17 protein-coding genes are annotated in these 17916 nt (G+C 59.9%); 10 read left to right on the top strand and 7 right to left on the bottom strand.

Translation table 11 applies throughout. From position 1 onward, the window contains the following. Positions 1–9 precede the first annotated feature (9 nt). On the bottom strand, positions 10–1650 hold the full coding sequence (locus GDA65_08045) for a hypothetical protein (GenBank protein MBA5862644.1): 1641 nt from the start codon (positions 1648–1650) through the stop codon (positions 10–12). Positions 1651–1926: 276 nt separating this feature from the next. Here GDA65_08045 and GDA65_08040 point away from each other — a divergent pair, with 276 nt between their 5' ends. The 10 genes from GDA65_08040 to GDA65_07995 all read left to right on the top strand — a co-directional run bounded on the left by GDA65_08040 (position 1927) and on the right by GDA65_07995 (position 11937). Further along, positions 1927–2691, top strand: a complete 765-nt coding sequence (locus GDA65_08040; protein MBA5862643.1) for a helix-turn-helix domain-containing protein — start codon at positions 1927–1929, stop codon at positions 2689–2691. Between the two features lie 170 nt (positions 2692–2861). Next, positions 2862–3863 carry an LLM class flavin-dependent oxidoreductase gene (locus tag GDA65_08035; GenBank protein MBA5862642.1) on the top strand — a complete coding sequence of 334 codons (1002 nt, stop codon included), beginning with the start codon at positions 2862–2864 and terminating at the stop codon, positions 3861–3863. 105 nt (positions 3864–3968) lie between these two features. Further along, a complete protein-coding gene (locus tag GDA65_08030; GenBank protein MBA5862641.1) occupies positions 3969–5009 on the top strand; it encodes an ABC transporter substrate-binding protein in 1041 nt (346 codons plus the stop codon). Positions 5010–5044: 35 nt separating this feature from the next. After that, positions 5045–5488, top strand: a complete 444-nt coding sequence (locus GDA65_08025) for a hypothetical protein (GenBank protein ID MBA5862640.1) — start codon at positions 5045–5047, stop codon at positions 5486–5488. A 134-nt stretch (positions 5489–5622) separates the two neighbouring features. After that, a complete protein-coding gene (locus tag GDA65_08020; GenBank protein ID MBA5862639.1) occupies positions 5623–6111 on the top strand; it encodes a TOBE domain-containing protein in 489 nt (162 codons plus the stop codon). Positions 6112–6114: 3 nt separating this feature from the next. Then, positions 6115–6666, top strand: coding sequence for a hypothetical protein (locus tag GDA65_08015; protein ID MBA5862638.1), 552 nt, complete (start codon positions 6115–6117; stop codon positions 6664–6666). 149 nt (positions 6667–6815) lie between these two features. Further along, complete coding sequence (locus GDA65_08010; protein ID MBA5862637.1) at positions 6816–7898, top strand: TonB family protein; 1083 nt, start codon at positions 6816–6818, stop codon at positions 7896–7898. Next, the gene (locus GDA65_08005; GenBank protein MBA5862636.1) at positions 7899–8960 is read left to right on the top strand and encodes an iron chelate uptake ABC transporter family permease subunit; all 1062 of its coding nucleotides are present in this window, start codon (positions 7899–7901) and stop codon (positions 8958–8960) included. Then, on the top strand, positions 8957–9760 hold the full coding sequence (locus GDA65_08000; GenBank protein MBA5862635.1) for an ATP-binding cassette domain-containing protein: 804 nt from the start codon (positions 8957–8959) through the stop codon (positions 9758–9760). The genes GDA65_08005 and GDA65_08000 overlap by 4 nt, the downstream gene beginning before the upstream one ends. Then, positions 9760–11937 (top strand): tetratricopeptide repeat protein, encoded by a 2178-nt coding sequence (locus tag GDA65_07995; GenBank protein ID MBA5862634.1) that lies wholly within the window; start codon positions 9760–9762, stop codon positions 11935–11937. The genes GDA65_08000 and GDA65_07995 overlap by 1 nt, the downstream gene beginning before the upstream one ends. Here the strand turns inward: GDA65_07995 and GDA65_07990 are convergent. The 6 genes from GDA65_07990 to GDA65_07965 are packed head-to-tail and all read right to left on the bottom strand — an operon-like array spanning position 11934 to position 17847. Then, positions 11934–12998 carry a hypothetical protein gene (locus tag GDA65_07990; GenBank protein ID MBA5862633.1) on the bottom strand — a complete coding sequence of 355 codons (1065 nt, stop codon included), beginning with the start codon at positions 12996–12998 and terminating at the stop codon, positions 11934–11936. The two genes, GDA65_07995 and GDA65_07990, sit on opposite strands and share 4 nt — an antisense overlap. 4 nt (positions 12999–13002) lie before the next feature. Continuing rightward, positions 13003–14130: a GNAT family N-acetyltransferase gene (locus GDA65_07985; GenBank protein MBA5862632.1), complete on the bottom strand. Its 1128-nt coding sequence runs from the start codon at positions 14128–14130 to the stop codon at positions 13003–13005. Beyond that, a complete protein-coding gene (gene epsI / locus GDA65_07980) occupies positions 14127–15737 on the bottom strand; it encodes an EpsI family protein (GenBank protein MBA5862631.1) in 1611 nt (536 codons plus the stop codon). The genes GDA65_07985 and epsI overlap by 4 nt, the downstream gene beginning before the upstream one ends. Positions 15738–15759: 22 nt before the next feature. Then, complete coding sequence (locus tag GDA65_07975; GenBank protein MBA5862630.1) at positions 15760–16863, bottom strand: molybdopterin-dependent oxidoreductase; 1104 nt, start codon at positions 16861–16863, stop codon at positions 15760–15762. Beyond that, a complete protein-coding gene (locus GDA65_07970) occupies positions 16860–17558 on the bottom strand; it encodes a hypothetical protein (protein MBA5862629.1) in 699 nt (232 codons plus the stop codon). The genes GDA65_07975 and GDA65_07970 overlap by 4 nt, the downstream gene beginning before the upstream one ends. 31 nt (positions 17559–17589) lie before the next feature. Then, entirely contained in the window at positions 17590–17847 is a 258-nt protein-coding gene (locus GDA65_07965; protein ID MBA5862628.1) for a hypothetical protein, read from the bottom strand. Positions 17848–17916 lie beyond the last annotated feature (69 nt).

The following is a 17916-nucleotide window of genomic DNA, read 5'->3' as shown; positions in this document are numbered from 1 at the left end:
GTGCCCGGTTTAGAAATAGAATTGGTACTGCACATTGATCCGGTTCTCGACGAGATCGCGGCCGAATCCTGGCTCACTCTCAAAGGGGAACCGATCCGGCGCTCGTCCGCCGCTGCCCATCGTGATATTGGAGTAATCAATCACGAGCCGGTTATTGTACGTGCCGTCGAAACTGTAGTTGATCGCGGCGCCGAATTCTTTGAGCAGATCATTCACCTGTTGGGTGGAAGGATCCATGAATCCATACCGGACCGCCAGTTCGAGTTTGCGCGGGATAATGTATTTCCCCACTTGCGCATACCATCCGTAGGCCTGTCCCAGGTTGACTGGAGGGCCTAGGAATTGCGCCGCCGGGATCGTATTCAAGTCAAACGCGCTGGTTCCGCTATTGGCGCTGCGGAGCCGCTGGTGACGATAATACCCTTCCGCCTGAAACGACCATCCCTGATATTTGGCGATGAAGTCGGCTTCATACGTCTGAAAATCCCAGATGCCGCCGGCCAGGAGCCGGCCGTTGTAGGCTTTGGTGACAGCCTGCCGGTAGGCTCGATCGACAATGTCCGAGCGGATCGAACTGAGATAGTTTTGGGCCGGATTATAGGCGTAGCCGAACGCGATGGCCGATTGCAGGGTCCGGGAGTTCAAAATATCGCCCTGGCCATAGCCCGGATTGCCCGCGATTTTGTACAACAGCCGGGCTGTGTACATCATTTCCCCGGTCATGAAACGCGTATCGTAATTGTAGGTGCGCGTGGTCGCGGCTCCCGGTGCGCCCGGTGTGCCGGTTTGGGGCAGGACATTCTGACTGACGGAGGTGCCCTCCCGTGCGAGATTGGCTCCCACTCCGCCCCAAATGCCGAAGGCGTAATTGAATCTGTACTGATCCTCATCGCTGGAAATGCTGACACCCACGTCGCGGCTGTTTTGCTGGTTGGCCGCGAAGGCGTTTTGGACGATCAGATTGTCCGCGAAGGTTGAGGTGGCCATCGAACTGATAGTCGCGCGGTTGAACCAGACCCTCTGTTGGCCGGCCTGAATCGTAAGCCAGGGGATGTGCCATGAGGACACGTAGGCATCGAGGAGGCCGGCCCTTCCGCTGCCACCCTCCTGATTCCAGGTTGTCTGATCAAACGCCAAGGAAATGTTGTAGCGAAAATCAGGATCGAAGGCATAACCCAGGAATTGAAGCCGGACACGGGGCACGCTGAATTGATTGGAGTCACTTTGCTTCCGGATTGCGCGATACTCGACCTGTCCTCCAAGAATTTCCGGATTCCGTGAGTCGCCGACGGTCCCCCATGCACTATTGTAGGCGTTGTGGGTGTACCGAACCTGGGTGAGAAGCCGCAGCTTGAGAAAGAATTTGTCTCCCACGCGGAAGTTCAGGCCGTTGTTGACGTCGATGGTGTAATTCGGCTTTGACACCTGCTCACGCTTTTCAATGACCTTCAGGCCTCGGTCATATTCGTCCTGCGTGATGATGCCTTTGAGGAGGAGATATTTGAGGCCGGGGTCCTCGCCCGAGTAATACTCCCATTTCCCGTCCTTCTTGATAAACTGGCCTTCCTCGACTGCCGGGGCCGGTACCGAGGAGAGGCCTACCAATAAGCCGGCCAGGAGACCGGCACTCCAAATTGCTCGTCGCTGCATAGAAGGTCTCCTCATCTGAGGTTAAGCGCTACAGGTGAAGTGGGAAGTCGTAAGGACGCATTCTTGCGTGCGAAATAAAATATCTGTAATCCGATGAGGTATTAATTACATGAACTTTAATAAGTTTGTCAACATTATACTGATCCCGCCACTTGGCTCTGGTCACATGGCTCTTGCATGTCACGTATATTTGAAATTTATAAATCTATTGTGATACGTTTCCACTGTGCGCCAATCAGCGAAGTATCATGATTTCTTGGCAGATGGAGACGCATCATGAACCGACCAGTCGACCACATTTCACCTTGCTGTACAGCGCAGAAACCATACGGTGACGGGGGGATCTTCGACTTAGGCGGAGGTCAGCTCGAGGCCTTCCACCGCATCAGAATTCCGCTCTCCTATAAGTCCAATCAGGTCGTTTTTTACGAGGGCCATCTCAGTATCGGTCTGTATATGCTGTGCGCGGGCAAGGTGAAACTGACCCGTTCCTCCTATCGAGGACAACGCCTGATCGTGCGAATCCTCGAGGCGGGGGAGATCATCGAAAAACACGCCTTCGCGCAAAACTCCGTCCACCAGACAACGTGCGAGACGCTCGAGTCGTGCAAGATTTGCCTGATCGAGAGGAGCGCGTATCTCGACCTGATTCGGCGCGACAACACATTGGCGCTCAAACTCATCGAGTTGCTCAGCCGCGAGGTGCGATCCAATCTCGCGCAACTCGACGCGTTCACCTTCAAGAATGCGCGGGAGCGGTTGGCTGCCACATTGCTGGAGTTGGGCCGGCGATTTGGGTTGCGCGGGGAGGGTGGCATTCAAATAGGCATGAGCCTCAAACGGGAAGAAATCGCCGAAATGACTGGGATCACACCCGAGACGCTGGCCCGTCTGCTGAGCGCCTTTCAGTCGGAGAAACTTCTGTTGACCCAAGGCCGTCTGATCACCTTGATTAATCTTCCTCGACTCACCCGTCTCGCCAGAGGTCGCACATCGGATGTCCGGGAGCCGTTCGTCGACGCGGAACCGGTGCTGCTCTAGGCGGGAACAAGGCGAGCCGGCGTTCCGCAGCGTTCTCGTAGGTCTTAAGGCCCACCCAATGACTTGATGCGCGTCAGCGCGCGCTGACTCCTTGATCAAGGAGTCCCGGACGAAGGCCAGGTAGTCTCACCCTTGTTGTGCTGAGGCGCATTTTCACAGGGGGGGACATGATGCAATTTGGCCTTTCGGGATGCGGGGCCGGTTTCGAATCGCTTCTGCCGACGCAGTGGCCGGTATTCGCGAAGATGGCCGAAACGGCGGGGTTCGAGTCGCTCTGGCTGAATGAGGAGCATTTTCAACGTCCCCGGGACGGTCGGGGACGGCTCTGCTTATCGCCTCTCATCGCAGCGGCTCAACTTGCGGCGCATACTCAGCACATTCGTATTGGATTTTCCGTTCTGTTGCTCCCTCTTCACAACCCCATCCGGCTCGCAGAGGAAATCGCCACGCTGGATGTGATGAGCGGAGGACGGATCAATGTCGGCGTGTCGCGAGGGGGCAATCGAGACTACTCGACGGCGTTCGGAGTAAATCCGGAGACAGGGCGAGCGGATTTTCAGCGGGATCTCGCGACCATGTTGCAATGCTGGGCGCCCGGAGACATTCGCATGAATGGCGGTTCATTCAATGTGCAGCCCAAACCGGTTCAGCAACCCACTCCGCCCATCTACATCGGCACCTACAATGAAGAGACTGCCGGATGGGCGGCGCGTGAGGGCCACCGTCTGATTCAGCATGGGATTCAGTCCCTGTCCAACATCATCCGCGTCGTTCGAGCATTCGAAAAGGAGGGCGGCAACGTCCGCCATGCGCCGATCGGACGTTTTGTGTATGTCGGCGGCAATGACGAAGACGCCAGACGGGAGCTTCTGCCCGTGATCCAGCTTTTGACGGATCGATTGCGAAAAGCCGGCATTCCGGCGAGGCCTGGGACGATGACGGAGGGTGAGCTGGAGGTCGAACGGTTTTATCGGGAGATGGTCATTGCCGGTGGCCCCGCCACCTGTCGTGAACGTCTGCTCGAACTCGGTCATTTGACCGGAAGCCGGCACGTGAATTGTCTGATGGGATTCTTCGGGTATCTGCCGCCGGCTCTCCTGGGGCGTTCCTTGCGGTTATTCTCCGATGAAGTCTTGCCCCATATTGCTCAGGCTGGTGATATCGACGGCTAGCCCTTAAAGCCACCGAAGTATGCGATATGGGTCTGGAAGTACGTGCACGGCAGGAGCGCCCGCTCCTTGGCTGAAGATAGCTAAGTCGAAGGGAGGGTCAGGTCGATGAGAGGGTACGATACAGGCCGGCGGGTACTCAACCACCTGACCCTGATTGTGTGGTTGGTCGTGATGCCGGTGATCGTTTGGGCAGAACCGCCGGCGCGCACCGTGACCGACATGGCGGGCCGGACGGTCGTGATTCCCGCGCACGTTGAGCGGGTCGCGGCGGTCGGATCGGTCCCCGTGATACACAGTTTTATTTTCACGATGGGCAAGGCCGAGACGATCGTCAACGGCATGCCGTTGTTCGCGCAGGGCAAGCGGTACGCATTTCATCGGCGGATCGCGCCGCACGTCGCACAGCAACCGGCCACTCAGGGCCCGGGAGGCGAGCCGGACATCGAACGGCTGCTTGCGCTCAAGCCCCAAATTGTCTTCGTCATGGACAGGATGCTGCTCAATCTCTTGGAACGGAAAGGCTTCACGGTCATGTTCCTGGCCTGGCGGGAACAGAGTGACGTGCGGCCGCTCATGCGCTTGTTGGGGCAGGTCTTCGAGACGGAAGATCGAGCGGAGGCATATGTGGGGTGGTTCGATCAGATCATTGCGCGAGTCGAAGCGGCGGTGGCTGATCGGCCCGTAGCGGAACGCCCGCGCGTGTTGTTTTCTCACTTCAAGAGCCTGCGAAGTCCCCACCTGATCGGAGATTGGTGGATCAGGCAGGCGGGAGGAGTCAGTGTCACGGGAGACGGCCGCCTCGCGGAGCAATTCGATTTCTCGATCGAGCACGTGGTGCAGTGGAATCCTGACGTGATGATCGTGAACGATCCCGGCGAGGTGTCGCAGGTGTATGCCGATCAGCGGTTGAAGAGGGTCAAAGCAGTCGAGGCGAAACGGATCTACTCAATTCCGGTCGGAGTGCATCCATGGGGATACCGGACCGCGGAGCAGCCGCTCATGGTTGTCTGGACGGCGGAGCTGTTGTATGGCCCGGGTTTTGCCGGGCTGGACCTGATTGCGGAAATGAAACAATTTTACGAACGTTTCTTTCAGGTTCGTCTGAGCGATGAAGAGTTACAGAACGTGTTGCGTGCAGAGCCCTGAGCGGGGAGAGCCACCATCAAGAGAGGGAGGGGAAGATGTCGAGTCTAGGTGATTTGTCCGCATTGGTCGGACAGCTGGCAGAGCGAAACCAGGAGAGTCACAAGGTGCTGAATTGCGTTGAGGGAAAACTTGCCGCCATGGATTTGGATCTGGAGGTGTGGCTGCTGAACGACCCGCTCACGTCTCACATGGCGGTCGTCGACGGCAAATCGCACGTCGTGGCAAAGGTGATCGGGTTCGGCCCGCATAATGGCGGGCAGATCCTGTTGGTGAGAGATATCGTCCATGCGCAGGAGGAAGATTGGGCCGCCAAAGGTATTGCCAGTTACGGGGCACCGAAACCGTTGAGGGATGCGTCCAGGGATCTGCGATTTCTGGCCATCGGAAAGCTGGATCTGTTGGTCGATGCGATCACGCATCAAGCGCGCATACTCATCCAGGCGTTTGATGCGGGGAGGAAGGCACAAAAGAATTGTTGAACGTCTCGCGCCGGGTCCGAATGTTCGGCCGCGCTTGGTAGAGCCATTGATGGATATCACTATACTTGATATTTATAAATGTATTATGTATCGTCGTAGTGAATGTCGATCGCCCTCGCGCTGAAGGTACTCCCATGATTGTGAATGAGACGCCGGCCACGCTGCTTTCCTGTGGGACCAGGAGTGACCGGAACGTTCATTTGTGCACCGATGGGGGAGCGTGTGTCACCGTGGAATGCTCCATGATAGGGCTTCCGCGGCTGCCTCTTTCTCCCGGTCAGCGGGTTCGCCTGACCGTGGCGAGTACCGATGTGAAAATCGCCTCCCCCCGGCTACACCAATGGTGTTCCGGCAATGAATGGGCGGGCCGTGTGCTCTCCAGCCAATACCAAAACGGTGAGATCGTCGTCACCGTGAAGATCGTCGGGCAGCCGCTCACCTTCACCAGTACGAATGTATCCGATTGTGTCCACCGACCGATCCAGCCGGAGGATCAGGTGCGAGTCAGTATCGAGGCCGCAGCCCTGCGGGTCGAGCCGCTCGGTTGGTCCGCGCTCGAACAGAGTTCAGGAATGAAACCGGTGGCGGCTTGCATCCCGCTCAGGTCGGAACAAAAGGAGTGAGCGATGACTATCAACGCGTTGAGACCCGGGTTTGTTCAATGGCTGTCCATCGGTTGCTTGTTGACAGGATGCACAAGTTCTCAAGAGGTCACGACTGTCCGGCAGGATTTACAAAAGGAACTGCAGGAGACCCGCGCCACCTACGATCGGGCCATGGCGAAGGCGGAGGCTTCCAGGAAGGCGTTCGACGACTCGCACGCGCGGTTTGCGACTGACCTCAAGAATCAGGAACAGCATCTTGCGGCTCTCTCGAAACGAATACAGGATCTGCACGTTCGCCAGGAGTATGCCATCAAGGAGCGCGCATCGACCCAGGACACCAATCGCGCGCTCCGCGACGCGATCCTGCATGCCTTGAGGACGGAACAGGCCGATCTTCAGCAGCGCTTGAAGCGGTTGGGTGATTCGATCGGGGAAATGGAGCAAAGGCAGGCTCCGCCGGTGCAGGCATCAGGGGCCGGGCAGCCGGCAGTGGCGGAACCGCCGAAGCCGGACAAACCGATACGCGAGAATCAGCCGATTAACACACCGGGTGAATCGACACGCACGAATTGATGAGCCCCTGTCGCGCAATGCGACCCCGCGAACGGAGATGCCTGACTCCATCACCGTTCCCGACTGGCAGGGAGCCCTCACAGGATCCCTGCCTTTCCATTGGTGTGGGGGCCTCTGGAACAGACTCGCTTTTTTGATGGTTTGTTCGAATGGAATACATTGCACCTCAGAGTTCTCGCCTTGAGTGTGGCAGGGCGACAGTTGTGTCCCCTTCGGTTCTGAAGGTGCAGTGGCAGGCCTGGGGAATATCCCTGCTGCTACACCTGGCTCTTATCGCCGCGGTGATCATGATACGCATCGATGTTCGACCGGCAGTTCCGCCCGACCCGTTTCATTGGGAGGTGACCATGGTTGATCCGCCTCCCCCGGAGTCGAGTCCGTCTGCGCCTGCCGCATCATCGCTGCCATCGCAGTCTTCTCCCGTCCCCGTCGCCAGAACGTCCGAGACGGTGGTTGACAGACGGCCGGTCCAGCGTGCGATGGCGCAGGTACGCACGATGCAGCCACGCACGCTCCCGCCCGTAGAGTCCCGGGTCGTGAGCCGGGATGCGCCGACAGAGCGCACCCCCGCCGTGGAGCGGGCTGCAGCCGTCATACAATCGGCCGGAGAAATTCGACACGCGCGGGCGTTCGCGCAGGAGCGGACGCAGACCTCCGTCGAAACCACCGAGGCGTCCGTACGAGCGGTCGCCGTGCCGGTTTCCACTCCTCCAACAGTCTCATCTTCTCCAGCAGTCTCATCCCGCGAAGGCCTGCCGGATGATCAACGGGCAAAGGCAGAGGTGCAGGACAAGGGGTCGATCAAAACCACTGACGCCTCGATTCGGCATGGGGAGCCCGTACAGGATGTGCGCGCGGCGGTAGAGTCGGTGCAGGTTCAACAGGTCGATACGAAGCGGAGTGAACCCGTCGTCGCCGAAGTTCAGTCGGTGGGGCCGGTTCGTCCTCATTACGGGTGGCTGAAGACAGATGTGATGGCGCAGATCGAGCGGATGAAACGCTATCCGCAGTTTGCGCTCGACAACCGGTGGGAGGGCCGTGTGGTGGTGCGGGCAGTCATCCGTGCGGACGGCCACCTTCTGGAGTTGGCGGTGGTGGAGAGTTCCGGGCATGAGCTGCTGGATCGTGAATCATTGGAATTGCTGAGACGCCTTTCCCCTGTTCCCCTGAAACACCAACTCGGAGCGCCTCAGGTGACGTTACGGATTCCCATCAGCTACGGGATTCGTTGAATGGAAGTCGGTCTCATTTCGCGGGGGGCGCGGTGGTTCGCTCCTGCAGCCGGCCCTCTGTGGTTCCTGGGCTCGCTGCTCTGCCTCGCGGGACTCGCCATACTGTCATTGGGCATCGGGCGCTATGGGATCTCCGCAAGTGAACTGGTCCGCTTTGTGTTCTCGCTCACATCAGATGTCCCGCTCATCGAGCCGGGACGTTTTGACGAACTCAAAAACGTCATCTTCCATGTGCGGCTTCCGCGAGTGGTGGCGGCGATTCTGATCGGCGCCGGCTTGTCGGTCTCGGGCGCGGCATTTCAGGCCATGTTCAGAAACCCGCTGGTCTCACCGGGGCTCCTCGGAGTGTTGGCCGGCGCCTCGTTCGGCGCGGCGGTGGCCATGCTGCTGGCAGAGCGGTGGATTCTGGTACAGGTGGGAGCCTTCGCCGGTGGCTTGGCGGCGGTCTTCCTCTCACTTGGACTGGCGCGTATCTATCAGGCTGAGTCGCTGCTCATGCTGGTACTCGGAGGCATCATCAGCACCGGGTTGTTTACGTCGCTGTTATCCGTGGTGAAGGCGTTGGCTGATCCATATAACCAGCTTCCTGCCATTGTGTTCTGGCTGATGGGGCGGCTTTCGGCGGTCGATACCACGACGGTGTTCGCACTGTCTGTGCCCATCGTGGCCGGGATCGCGATCCTGATGCTCCTCGGGAAGGCGCTGAATGCGCTCAGCATGGGAGATGAGGAAGCGTTGACGCTGGGCGTGAATGTGCCGGTCGTGCGGAGCGCCGTGATTCTGGCGGCGACGTTCGTGAGCGCCTTGACAGTCAGCATGGCCGGAATGATTGTCTGGATCGGATTGGTCATTCCTCACGTGGCGCGTCTGCTGGTTGGCCCGGACAATCGTCTGTTGCTTCCGAGCAGCGCGCTCCTGGGAGCGGCGTTTCTACTGGTCGTCGATGATCTCGCGAGAGTTTCGTTCAGCACGGAAATTCCGATCGGCGTGGCAACGGAACTGATCGGCATTCCGCTCTTCATTGCCGTCTTACGGCGGGGCCGTGCGGGATGGCTGACATGACCGCCTTGGAGGCGCATGGTGTGACCTTTTCCTACGGGCAGCGCCTCGTGCTGGATGGAGTGTCGTTGTCTGCTCCACGGGGGCGGGTTCTCTCTCTGCTGGGTCCCAACGGATGTGGAAAGAGCACGCTCATCAAAATCATGTTGGGGCTGCTGCGCCCGCAAGGAGGGCGCGTATGGCTCGATGGCTGCGAAGTCAGTCGGCTGAGCATCCGGGAACGGGCGCGCAGAATGGCCTATGTGCCGCAGGCTCATACCCTGTCGTTTCCCTATCGCGTGCGGGATGTGGTGTTGATGGGCCGCTTCGCGCAGCGGCACCTGTTTCAACAGACCTATTCGGCACACGAGCGTCGATTGGCTCACGGCGCCATGGAACGGGTCGGGATCGCCCACCTGGCCGACCGAATCTATACGGAGATCAGCGGCGGGGAGCGGCAACTGGCATTGATCGCCAGGGCCGTGGCGCAAGGGGCCGCCATTCTGGTGATGGATGAACCAGTGAGCGGACTGGACTACGGCAATCAGCTGCGCTTGTTGCGGGAAGTCCGCGCCTTGGCCGAGGAGGGATTCACGGTGTTGAAATCCACGCACTTCCCGGATCATGCGTTTCTGTCGTCCGATGCCGTGGTGCTGATGCATCAGGGAAAAGTCTTGGCGCAGGGGAGTCCCGACGAAGCGATGACGAGGGATCGTCTGCATCTGCTGTACGGCGTGGAGGTCAACATTCTCACCCAGGAGGGCGGGATCAGGTGTTGTGTGCCTGCGGGAGCGGGGAAACGACCGGAAGCTTCAGTGCTCTGATGGAGAGATGCCGAACGAGATGGTCTGGGGCGCTGCTCGGGGCGCTCGTGGCCGGTCTCCTGGCGGCTTGTGGTCAATCCGATCCGGAACAGGCGGCGGCCTACCAGCTGCGCGGCGATCGGGCCGTCGAACAACATCAGTTCCGGGAGGCGACCATTGAGTATCTCAACGCCGTGCAACATGCTCAGGACGACACGGCGATCAGGTGGAAATTGGTTCAGGCCAGTCTGCACGCGGCGGATTACGATCGAACATTCACCGAACTGCGCGCGGTGTTACAGCGTGAGCCCGGACATGCCGCCGCTCGGCTGCTGTTGGGTCGGCTCTATCTGACTTCAGCCAAGAAGGACGAGGTTGCACGCATGGCGAAGGAGTTGATAGCCACACAGCCTCATCACGCAGCCGGATATATCCTGCAAGGGGAACTCGCGCTGCAGGCGGGAGACCTGGCGAAAGCCCTCGATCAGTTCGAGCAGGCCCATGTGCGTGATGAGCGGTCCCTGGAACCTATGCTGGCCGCCGGCAATGTGGCGATGTTGATGCACGACCTGATTCGGGCCTCGCTGTGGTATCAACTGGCATTGGAGCGGCATCCAGATTCCATCGACGTGCATCTGGCGCGCGGCAATTATTTTTTGGCCGCGGGCGACCGGGACACCGGCGAACGCGAGTTTGATCGCGCCGTGGAATTAGCCCATGACAGCGAGCCGGCGCGGTTGAGCCTGGTGGTGCAGCATTTGGCGCACGGGCGGCAGGACCGCGCACTGCGTGAACTGCAGGATGTGATCCGTGCGCTGGGTTCGAGCAAAGGCCGGGCCTTGTTGGCGGAACTTCTGCTTGAGATCGGCCGAGCGAACGAGGCCCGTGTCGTGATCGGAGAACTGGCCAGTCAGGCCTCTCCGGATGCCGTCACGCTCTACCTTCAGGGGCGGCTCGCGATGGTTGACCAGCGGTGGGCAGAGGCCCGCAGCCTGCTCTCCCAGGCGATGACCATGCAAGAGGTCAAGGCAGGGCCGCATCTCTGGCTGGGGCGATTGGAACTGCTCGAAGGCCATGCGGGAAAGGGAGAGGCGCTGCTGGAAAAGGCCGTGCGTCTCGATCCCGACAACCCCGCCGGTCATCTCGCGCTCGCCGGACTCTACGTGCAGCAGGAGCGGTATGAGAGGGCGGCGGGGGAATCGTTGGAGGTGCTCCGACGGAATCCCGGACACCTCGAGGCTGCGCTGATCTATGGCGACGCGCAGATGGGGCAGGATCATTGGAACGAAGCGGAGGCGATCTATCAAGCGATCTGCCACCAGGCGCCGGCAAACCCGATCGGGTATCGAAAGCTGGGGCAATTGGCCCAGCGGCAGGGGCTCACTGCCAAGGCGGTGACCTGGTATGCGCAAGCGGTGGCGCGTGATAAGGACAACGTCAGCCTCTGGATGGAATATTTGTCTGTCATGGTCGCGGCGGACCAGGGACAACGGGCCGATCAGCTCGTGAACAACGCCGTGCGGGAAGCGCCGCAGGATCCTCGCCGATTGGAGGTCGCGGCTCGATACCATCGTGCGCGAGGGCAGCTTGATAAAGCGCGAGCGGCCTGGCGAACAGTCAGCGCGCTGATGCCGAATGCAGCCGGCCCCGACTATGAACTGGCACAATTGGATGTGGCTCAGCAGAAACCGCAGGACGCGGAATTGAGGTTGCGGCAGGCGCTCGCCAAAGATGGACAGTTTGAGGACGCATTGACAGCGCTCGGCATGCTCCTGTTGTCCCAGGCGAAGACCGACGAAGCGAATCAGTACTATCGGAAAGCGCTTTCCGGCGTGAGTCCCAACCCGGTTGCGGCGAATAATCTGGCAGTCAATCTCATGGAGCAGGGAGAGCTCGATGAGGCGTTGCACTATGCCATTCGAGCCCGCGAAGTGGCTCCGGCGGCGCCGTTCATCATGGATACCCTGGGATGGATCTACTACAAAAAAGAATTGTGGGAGAAAGCCGCTCCTCTGTTGGCGAAAGCCGCGGAGCGATTGGAAGACAGTCCGGTGGTGCGGTATCACTATGGCATGTTGTTGGCCAGGCGGGGGGAGAAGGTCCTGGCCGAAAAGGAACTCGCATCCGCCCTCTCGCTTAGCGCTCAGTTTCCCGGGGTTCGTGATGCGCAAGAGACCTTGGCATCGTTGAAGAACTAGCTGCCGGGATGTCCCGGCTCGCCGGCCCCATGGGTGTCTTCAACGCCTGGCCGATGTCCTGTCGGGTAGGCGAGATGTGGTGGTGCCCCCCAATTCCTCCTTCCCATGAATCGCGTCTCGAGCGAAGAGAGGCGCTCGAAGGTGATTCCGGCTCGTTCGCAGAACTCCAACAAGCGGCGCAATCTCGACAGGAAGGTGTTCTGCTGGGCGATGGTACGAACGAATGGATTGCAGCCGGCCAGGAGACTTGAGGAGTGGAAGACCAGGTTGAGCAACGGATACCCGTGCCACTGCATTTGTTTCACCAATTGGATCATGCGTGCGGCTGACTCCTGTTCCGGCGAAAGCCAGGCCTTCCTGGCGATGCCCAATCGTCCCAGCAGGGAGGAGAGTTTCAATCGTTGAAGGGGATAGGCATCCAGACGTCTGGCTAGCAGGGCGCAGGTGTCGAATCGCCCCCGTAGAAAGCCGATCGTGGCAGGCACCTCCAAAAGTGGGCCGATGGGGGCTGGCGAAAAAATGTGGCTGGGAGTGAATCGATAGGGCTGTGGCGTCACGTGCGTATAATCCGGCCCATGGGATCGGGCCCAGGAGGTGTAGGGGGTGAGCGAGCTGTCGATGCGGCAGCCCAGATCCTGGAGGACATGGGCCGTGTCTCGCCCATAACCCCAGCGTCCGGCTCGATAGGCGATCGGACGCGTTCTCAGGCGAGTCGTCACTGCTTCATAAAGGCGAGACAGTTTTTCTCGCTGCAGCCCAGGATTCAGGTTGCAGAGCATACTGTTGGAGCGGGTGAGCTCCTCCTCGAACGGCGGGGTGGTCCAGGCATGGCAATGCATGCCGATTTCGCAACGCCCGGAATCATAGGCATGCCGCACAATGGCCACGGCGCCGTCGTCATTCAGGACGGGGAACGTCACGAGGTAGGCCGGCACGATGTTGAATTCCTGGAAGAGGTTACTGAGCAGCGGAAGTTGGCGAATGTTGTCGGTTGTGCTGTACCGCCCTTTTCGCATCCCCCATTGGTCTTCCTCGACATCGATGGTTATCACGAGTCGCATGGCATTACCTCAGGAGAATCTTCATGCCCTGCTTGGCCGTTTCGAGTACATGCAAGGCCAGCGCGCGCCAGGTGCGATTGTAGAGGCGAAGGGAGAGGCAGCGGGTCGACTGGTCTGCCCAGGTCGTCTTGTAGCCTGCGGGGCCTTGGAGCAGGTCGAACCGTCGACAGCCTTCTTCAATCGCTTGTTCGATGCGATAGGAGAGGAGGAGCATCCCGGGACTTCCCTTGGCGGCTGGTTCGGGATCGAATCCCGGCAGGTAGTAATAGTAGGTACGGTCGTGGCAGTAGCCGTAGATACCGGCTACCGGACTTCCGTTGAGGCATAAGAAGGTGATGTCGAGCCAGCCTCGCGTGTGAAACAATGGTGCAATCTCTGTGTGGAACGCGCGAAATCGACTGTCTCGAAAGGCCCCTCCTTGGCGTGAACGCGTCGCCCAGCGCTTTTGGTGCAGTGCGCTGAACGTGTCCAGTGCCGCAGAAATGTCGTCGTCACTGCTGGTCCTCCGGTAGGTGACCGTGCCTTGTTGGTCGAGATAGCGACGTTTGCGTTGAAGCGAGCGCTGGAGACTGGGGCGCATGGCTCCCCGGTAGGTTTCAATGGAGGGGGGAAGGTCCATGGTCGGACAGCAGGTGTGGCCAATAATCGATGCCACTTTTCCTGCGATATCGAATTGCTCCTGCAACAGATCGACGGTGACGGATTCGGAGGGGACTGGCGCGAGGGTCACGATGTCCCATTCCGTGGACGCTTCGAGGAAGAGGTAGTTGCACAGACACGCCAGTACGGACGGTTTGTCCCCTCGCGCGGCGATCACATCCAGATAGACGGAGCCTACGCCTCGGCCTCCCAGGAAGGCCACCTCCCGATACGTGGCCCATGGCCCGTAGCGTTTCTGGCGCACACAGAACGGCGCGATGCCGCGCAATCGATCGTCGGAATCCATGAATAAGAGAATCCATAATCGGTCGTCACTCAGATAGGTGATGGTCCAGTGGTAGAGCCATTCCCAGGTGAGAAAGGGAGAATTGGCATCGGAACCGTCGTGAAGGGCGCGCCATTCAGAGGCAAGTGCGTGGAAGGCGTCCAGGTTGTTGATCACGGAGACCCGCAAGGGCTGAAGCTCATTCATGGCAAATAGGCCTGCAGGATGGGAAGGGCCAGAAGAGTGAAGCGGGCGAGCGCGTCGTCGGTTGGCTGTGTGTCCGGTTGAGTCGAGGCGATGGGGCGGCTGATCAACACGAGGGCTCCCGCAGAGCCACCGCCCGTCAATGAAGAAATGGCCGCCATGAGTTTGGCGTACAGGCGATCGGTAAACATCCGGCCCTGTTCTTCGTACCAAAAGACCAGGTCGTAGGCGCGATGGGAGGCTTCGAATGTCGTCCGGTTTACTGTGAGGGCGGGTTCACCTGCGTCGATGGTGACCCGGGATGCTGCTTGATGGAGGCGTCTGGTTCGATGGTTGATCAACTCTCTGCCTTGTGATTGAGACGCCAGATACACGATGTGCAGCTGGATTTGGTCGCCGGAGGCATTGCGGTAGGTCCGTAGTAATTCCTGATCGACCTGGCCGACCGCGATGAGCGGGGTGCCATGTACGGCATCGTCCCAGATCCAATCCCCGATCGTGCCGGGAAATGGAGAGAGATCCGTAGAGGCGTTGAGGCTCGTCATCAAAGGGACAGAGAGCAGGATGAGCGCCAGGCTCATCAACAGGCAGGTGGCAACCCAGATGTGATTCCAGCGCGGGAGGGCATTCAACGGAAGGGACTGCCCTGAAAGCAGGCGAGACTTCTGTGGCTGCCAGGAGATCCTGCGTTCCACTGTGCGTCCTACCCAGAGTCCGCAAAGCAGAAAGCCCAAACCGATCCAGTAGACCGACATGGCATGCAGGAGATGCAGGGGACCGTGGAGGTTAGCAGACCAGCCCCAGAGGTGGCCGCTCAGAGCGATCAGGGCCACACGCATCCAATTCACGCCGAGGCTGAGGACGAGCGTCGTGGCGATCAGTGCGATCCGCATCGGCCAGGTCCGCAATCCCATCATCGCAAGCGGGAGGCCGATGGCCAGGATCGAGATCAGGAATCCCATTCCGCTGCATTCCGCCGCCACCTCCACTGTTCCGGTCGGAAGGTGGAGCAGCGTGCCTGATTGAAAGACCGGTATGGACAAGAGCGCGAGCATGAGCCTGGCCATGGTGGCGGTAACGAACTGAACATAGGGTTGTAGCGGTTCGGTCACGGAATCAAGGACCGGCACCATGAAGACGGCATAGCCCAACGGAAACGCCAGCATCCGGAACCAGGCCCAACCGAATAGCGCCACGATGAGGCTGGCAGTGAGTCCGATGAATGAGAGGCCGCTGAGGCTGACGACAGCGCCGGCGTCGCCGAGAAGAAGGCCGGCCAGGGACAGCAGGATGAGTGGGATGCCCAGGCCGGGAGAGGGTTGGAAGGGGAGTCGCCGCAGCTCCGGCCACCGTTGCCGGATGAGGACAGCGGCAATGAGTGGAATGAGGAAGCCGTGCGAGGCGTCCGGTCTGCTCGACCATACCGTCCAGAGGCCTTGGAAGGTGGGGAATGCCAGCAGGCTGAGCAGAGTACCGGCAACAGCGAGCTTGAGAGCGATACTCGTGCCGGTACTCCTGGATTTCGATATGTGAACACCGGCCTCGCTGTGGAGCCTCTCAGCTTGTCCCGCCTCCAACGTGGGATGCCATATGCCGCCTGCGGGTTTCATGATGGCGGGACAAGCGTGCTGTTCAGGCGTGTGGTTGGTCTTGCCGCCGCCAACCGAGGAACATGATGGCCGGAATACCAGCGAGCAGAAGGAGGCCCGTCGCCGGTTCTGGAGCTGAGACGGAGCCTCGTGCGTCGAAGACTTCCAGGCCGATGAGATTCGACACATAACGGCCGCCTAGCGTATCGCCCGGAACCACTAATCGTGCGAATCCGTCGGCGCCGAGGCCTTGTCCGTTAACGTTGTAGGCCACGAGCACATCCTTATTCCCGAACCGTGGAGAGATTTCGCCGAGCGCGATGACGGCTTTGTAGCCGTCACTGCCGGTTGCCACCAGGTATTTCCCCAGCAGGTCGTTCTTGATGTCGGGATTGGTGATGAGCCCGGCATTGGACAGCAGGGTCCAAAGGGGAACGCCGGTGAAGGTGCCGGTCACGGTGGATGAGCCGGCTCGATAGGTGACGGTTTCGGTGGCGGAGGGTAAGGTTTGCAGCCTCGAGAGGTTATACAGGCTGGGATTCGATACCAGCCCTGTCAGGTTGAGCTGAGATGAGGGTCCTCCACCGGTTCCGTTGATCTGAGAGGCGGATGTCGCGGACAAGACTTGCAAGCTGCTCAGATTGGAGACATAGCGTCCACCCGCGATATCGCCGGGTGCGGTGGTTCTCGCGAACCCGTCGTTTCCCAATGGTTGCCCATTAGACTGGTAGGCGATCAGGTCTTTCTGGCCGCCGAAGTTCGGCTGGATTTCGCCGACGGAGTAGACCGCGCGATAGCCGTCGCTCCCTGTGGCGACCACATAGTCGCGTAGCAGATCATTTTTTACGCCAGCGTTCTGGGTAATCCCGCCTCCCCCCTGGGCACTTGTCAAAAAGTCATAGAGCGGAACTCCGGTAAAGCTGGTCGAGACGGTGCCCGACCCGGATTGATAGGAGACACTTTGGGTAACCGGCGTAAATGCCTGGAGATCACTCAGCGCAAAAGACCTGATGTTGTTGACCAGTCCAGACAGGGAGAACTGGTCGGTGATCGTCGAGGCGAGGAGGGGAGGGACCGACCAGAAACTGAGGAGGAGGCCGAGCAGGATAGGTGCGAGAGGACGGTGGTGGCGGTGTGGACGGATCATGATCGGCTCCTTTCTCTGCGGAAATACTGATGTTCGACGTGGCGGGATGACCGGTGGCACCTGTCTTCGGGAACAGGGGGGCAGGGAACACAGGAGAGCGGTTCCCTACCCTTGTGAGCCGGATATGGTGGGCGTGTATCCGGCGGCGTGTGGTCTGAATCGGCGGGCATGCACGATGATTCGGTCAGGAGGCGCGGGTGGAGACGAGAGTCGCCGGGGTAGCGGCAATCGATGACACAGGACTCGGGGCGAATCCGGACGGTGACACGGTCCCACGCGCGGAGCGGGCGGGCGGGCTTCCCTTCTTCCTGGGTGCTGGTCAGGGTCCACGGTCGCCCGAGGATTTTCACAATCAGCAGGGAGCCTCGTTCCTGACCGGCCGGTAGGACGACCCGCGCGGGCCACACGTTGTCTTCCGTGGCTTCGATGGGTCTCGCAGGGCTGATCACGACGGCATGCGGAGGAATGCGAAGCGACACGTGCTGTCCAATCGACAGCGTGCGCGTGCGTCCGGGGAAGGCGGGATCGTGCACCGTCACATGAATGCCGTCGGCCGTACGCACCTGATAGTGCCGACGATGGGGATGGCGGCGGGCCACGATCAGCCCAACCAATTTGTTCAGGACGATCACGGGGGGCCTGACCGTGCTGCCCATGGTCTGGCCGCTCTGTGGGAGAACCGCTGTGAGTGTCATGTGCCCTCCTCGCGTTACGGTGAAAGCTCCACTAATGCCGGCTGCCGGCCCCTACGACATCGAACTCGTCATCCTTGACGGCTGCGCGTGTCTCGACGCGTCGTGTGAACCCGTGGAGGGATTCCCTCACCACCGCTTCCGCCGCCGCGCGATCAGCAGTCAATGCGGTTGAGGTGACGGCGTAGCAGCAGACTTCACAGCGCCAGAACGCTCCATTCGAGACCAGCGTATTTCCGGAGCAGCCAGGACAGGTACCGATGGCTAAACGACTGCGTCGGACAACGTTCATTCCACCTCTCCTTTCATCCGGTATGCGGTGACTTTTTCGCGGACGGTGCCGGAATGTGTCACGGAACGT

It is taken from the genome of Nitrospira sp. CR1.1 (genome assembly GCA_014055465.1).
Lineage (GTDB): Bacteria > Nitrospirota > Nitrospiria > Nitrospirales > Nitrospiraceae > Nitrospira_A.
This window is presented reverse-complemented; position numbering and strand designations above follow the sequence as displayed.

Coding starts and splice junctions, on each gene's coding strand:
- GDA65_08045 (MBA5862644.1), bottom strand. CDS start 1,650: ATGCAGCGACGAGCAATTTGGAGTGCCGGTCTCCTGGCCGGCTTATTG.
- GDA65_08040 (MBA5862643.1), top strand. CDS start 1,927: ATGAACCGACCAGTCGACCACATTTCACCTTGCTGTACAGCGCAGAAA.
- GDA65_08035 (MBA5862642.1), top strand. CDS start 2,862: ATGCAATTTGGCCTTTCGGGATGCGGGGCCGGTTTCGAATCGCTTCTG.
- GDA65_08030 (MBA5862641.1), top strand. CDS start 3,969: ATGAGAGGGTACGATACAGGCCGGCGGGTACTCAACCACCTGACCCTG.
- GDA65_08025 (MBA5862640.1), top strand. CDS start 5,045: ATGTCGAGTCTAGGTGATTTGTCCGCATTGGTCGGACAGCTGGCAGAG.
- GDA65_08020 (MBA5862639.1), top strand. CDS start 5,623: ATGATTGTGAATGAGACGCCGGCCACGCTGCTTTCCTGTGGGACCAGG.
- GDA65_08015 (MBA5862638.1), top strand. CDS start 6,115: ATGACTATCAACGCGTTGAGACCCGGGTTTGTTCAATGGCTGTCCATC.
- GDA65_08010 (MBA5862637.1), top strand. CDS start 6,816: ATGGAATACATTGCACCTCAGAGTTCTCGCCTTGAGTGTGGCAGGGCG.
- GDA65_08005 (MBA5862636.1), top strand. CDS start 7,899: ATGGAAGTCGGTCTCATTTCGCGGGGGGCGCGGTGGTTCGCTCCTGCA.
- GDA65_08000 (MBA5862635.1), top strand. CDS start 8,957: ATGACCGCCTTGGAGGCGCATGGTGTGACCTTTTCCTACGGGCAGCGC.
- GDA65_07995 (MBA5862634.1), top strand. CDS start 9,760: ATGGAGAGATGCCGAACGAGATGGTCTGGGGCGCTGCTCGGGGCGCTC.
- GDA65_07990 (MBA5862633.1), bottom strand. CDS start 12,998: ATGCGACTCGTGATAACCATCGATGTCGAGGAAGACCAATGGGGGATG.
- GDA65_07985 (MBA5862632.1), bottom strand. CDS start 14,130: ATGAATGAGCTTCAGCCCTTGCGGGTCTCCGTGATCAACAACCTGGAC.
- epsI (MBA5862631.1), bottom strand. CDS start 15,737: ATGAAACCCGCAGGCGGCATATGGCATCCCACGTTGGAGGCGGGACAA.
- GDA65_07975 (MBA5862630.1), bottom strand. CDS start 16,863: ATGATCCGTCCACACCGCCACCACCGTCCTCTCGCACCTATCCTGCTC.
- GDA65_07970 (MBA5862629.1), bottom strand. CDS start 17,558: ATGACACTCACAGCGGTTCTCCCACAGAGCGGCCAGACCATGGGCAGC.
- GDA65_07965 (MBA5862628.1), bottom strand. CDS start 17,847: ATGAACGTTGTCCGACGCAGTCGTTTAGCCATCGGTACCTGTCCTGGC.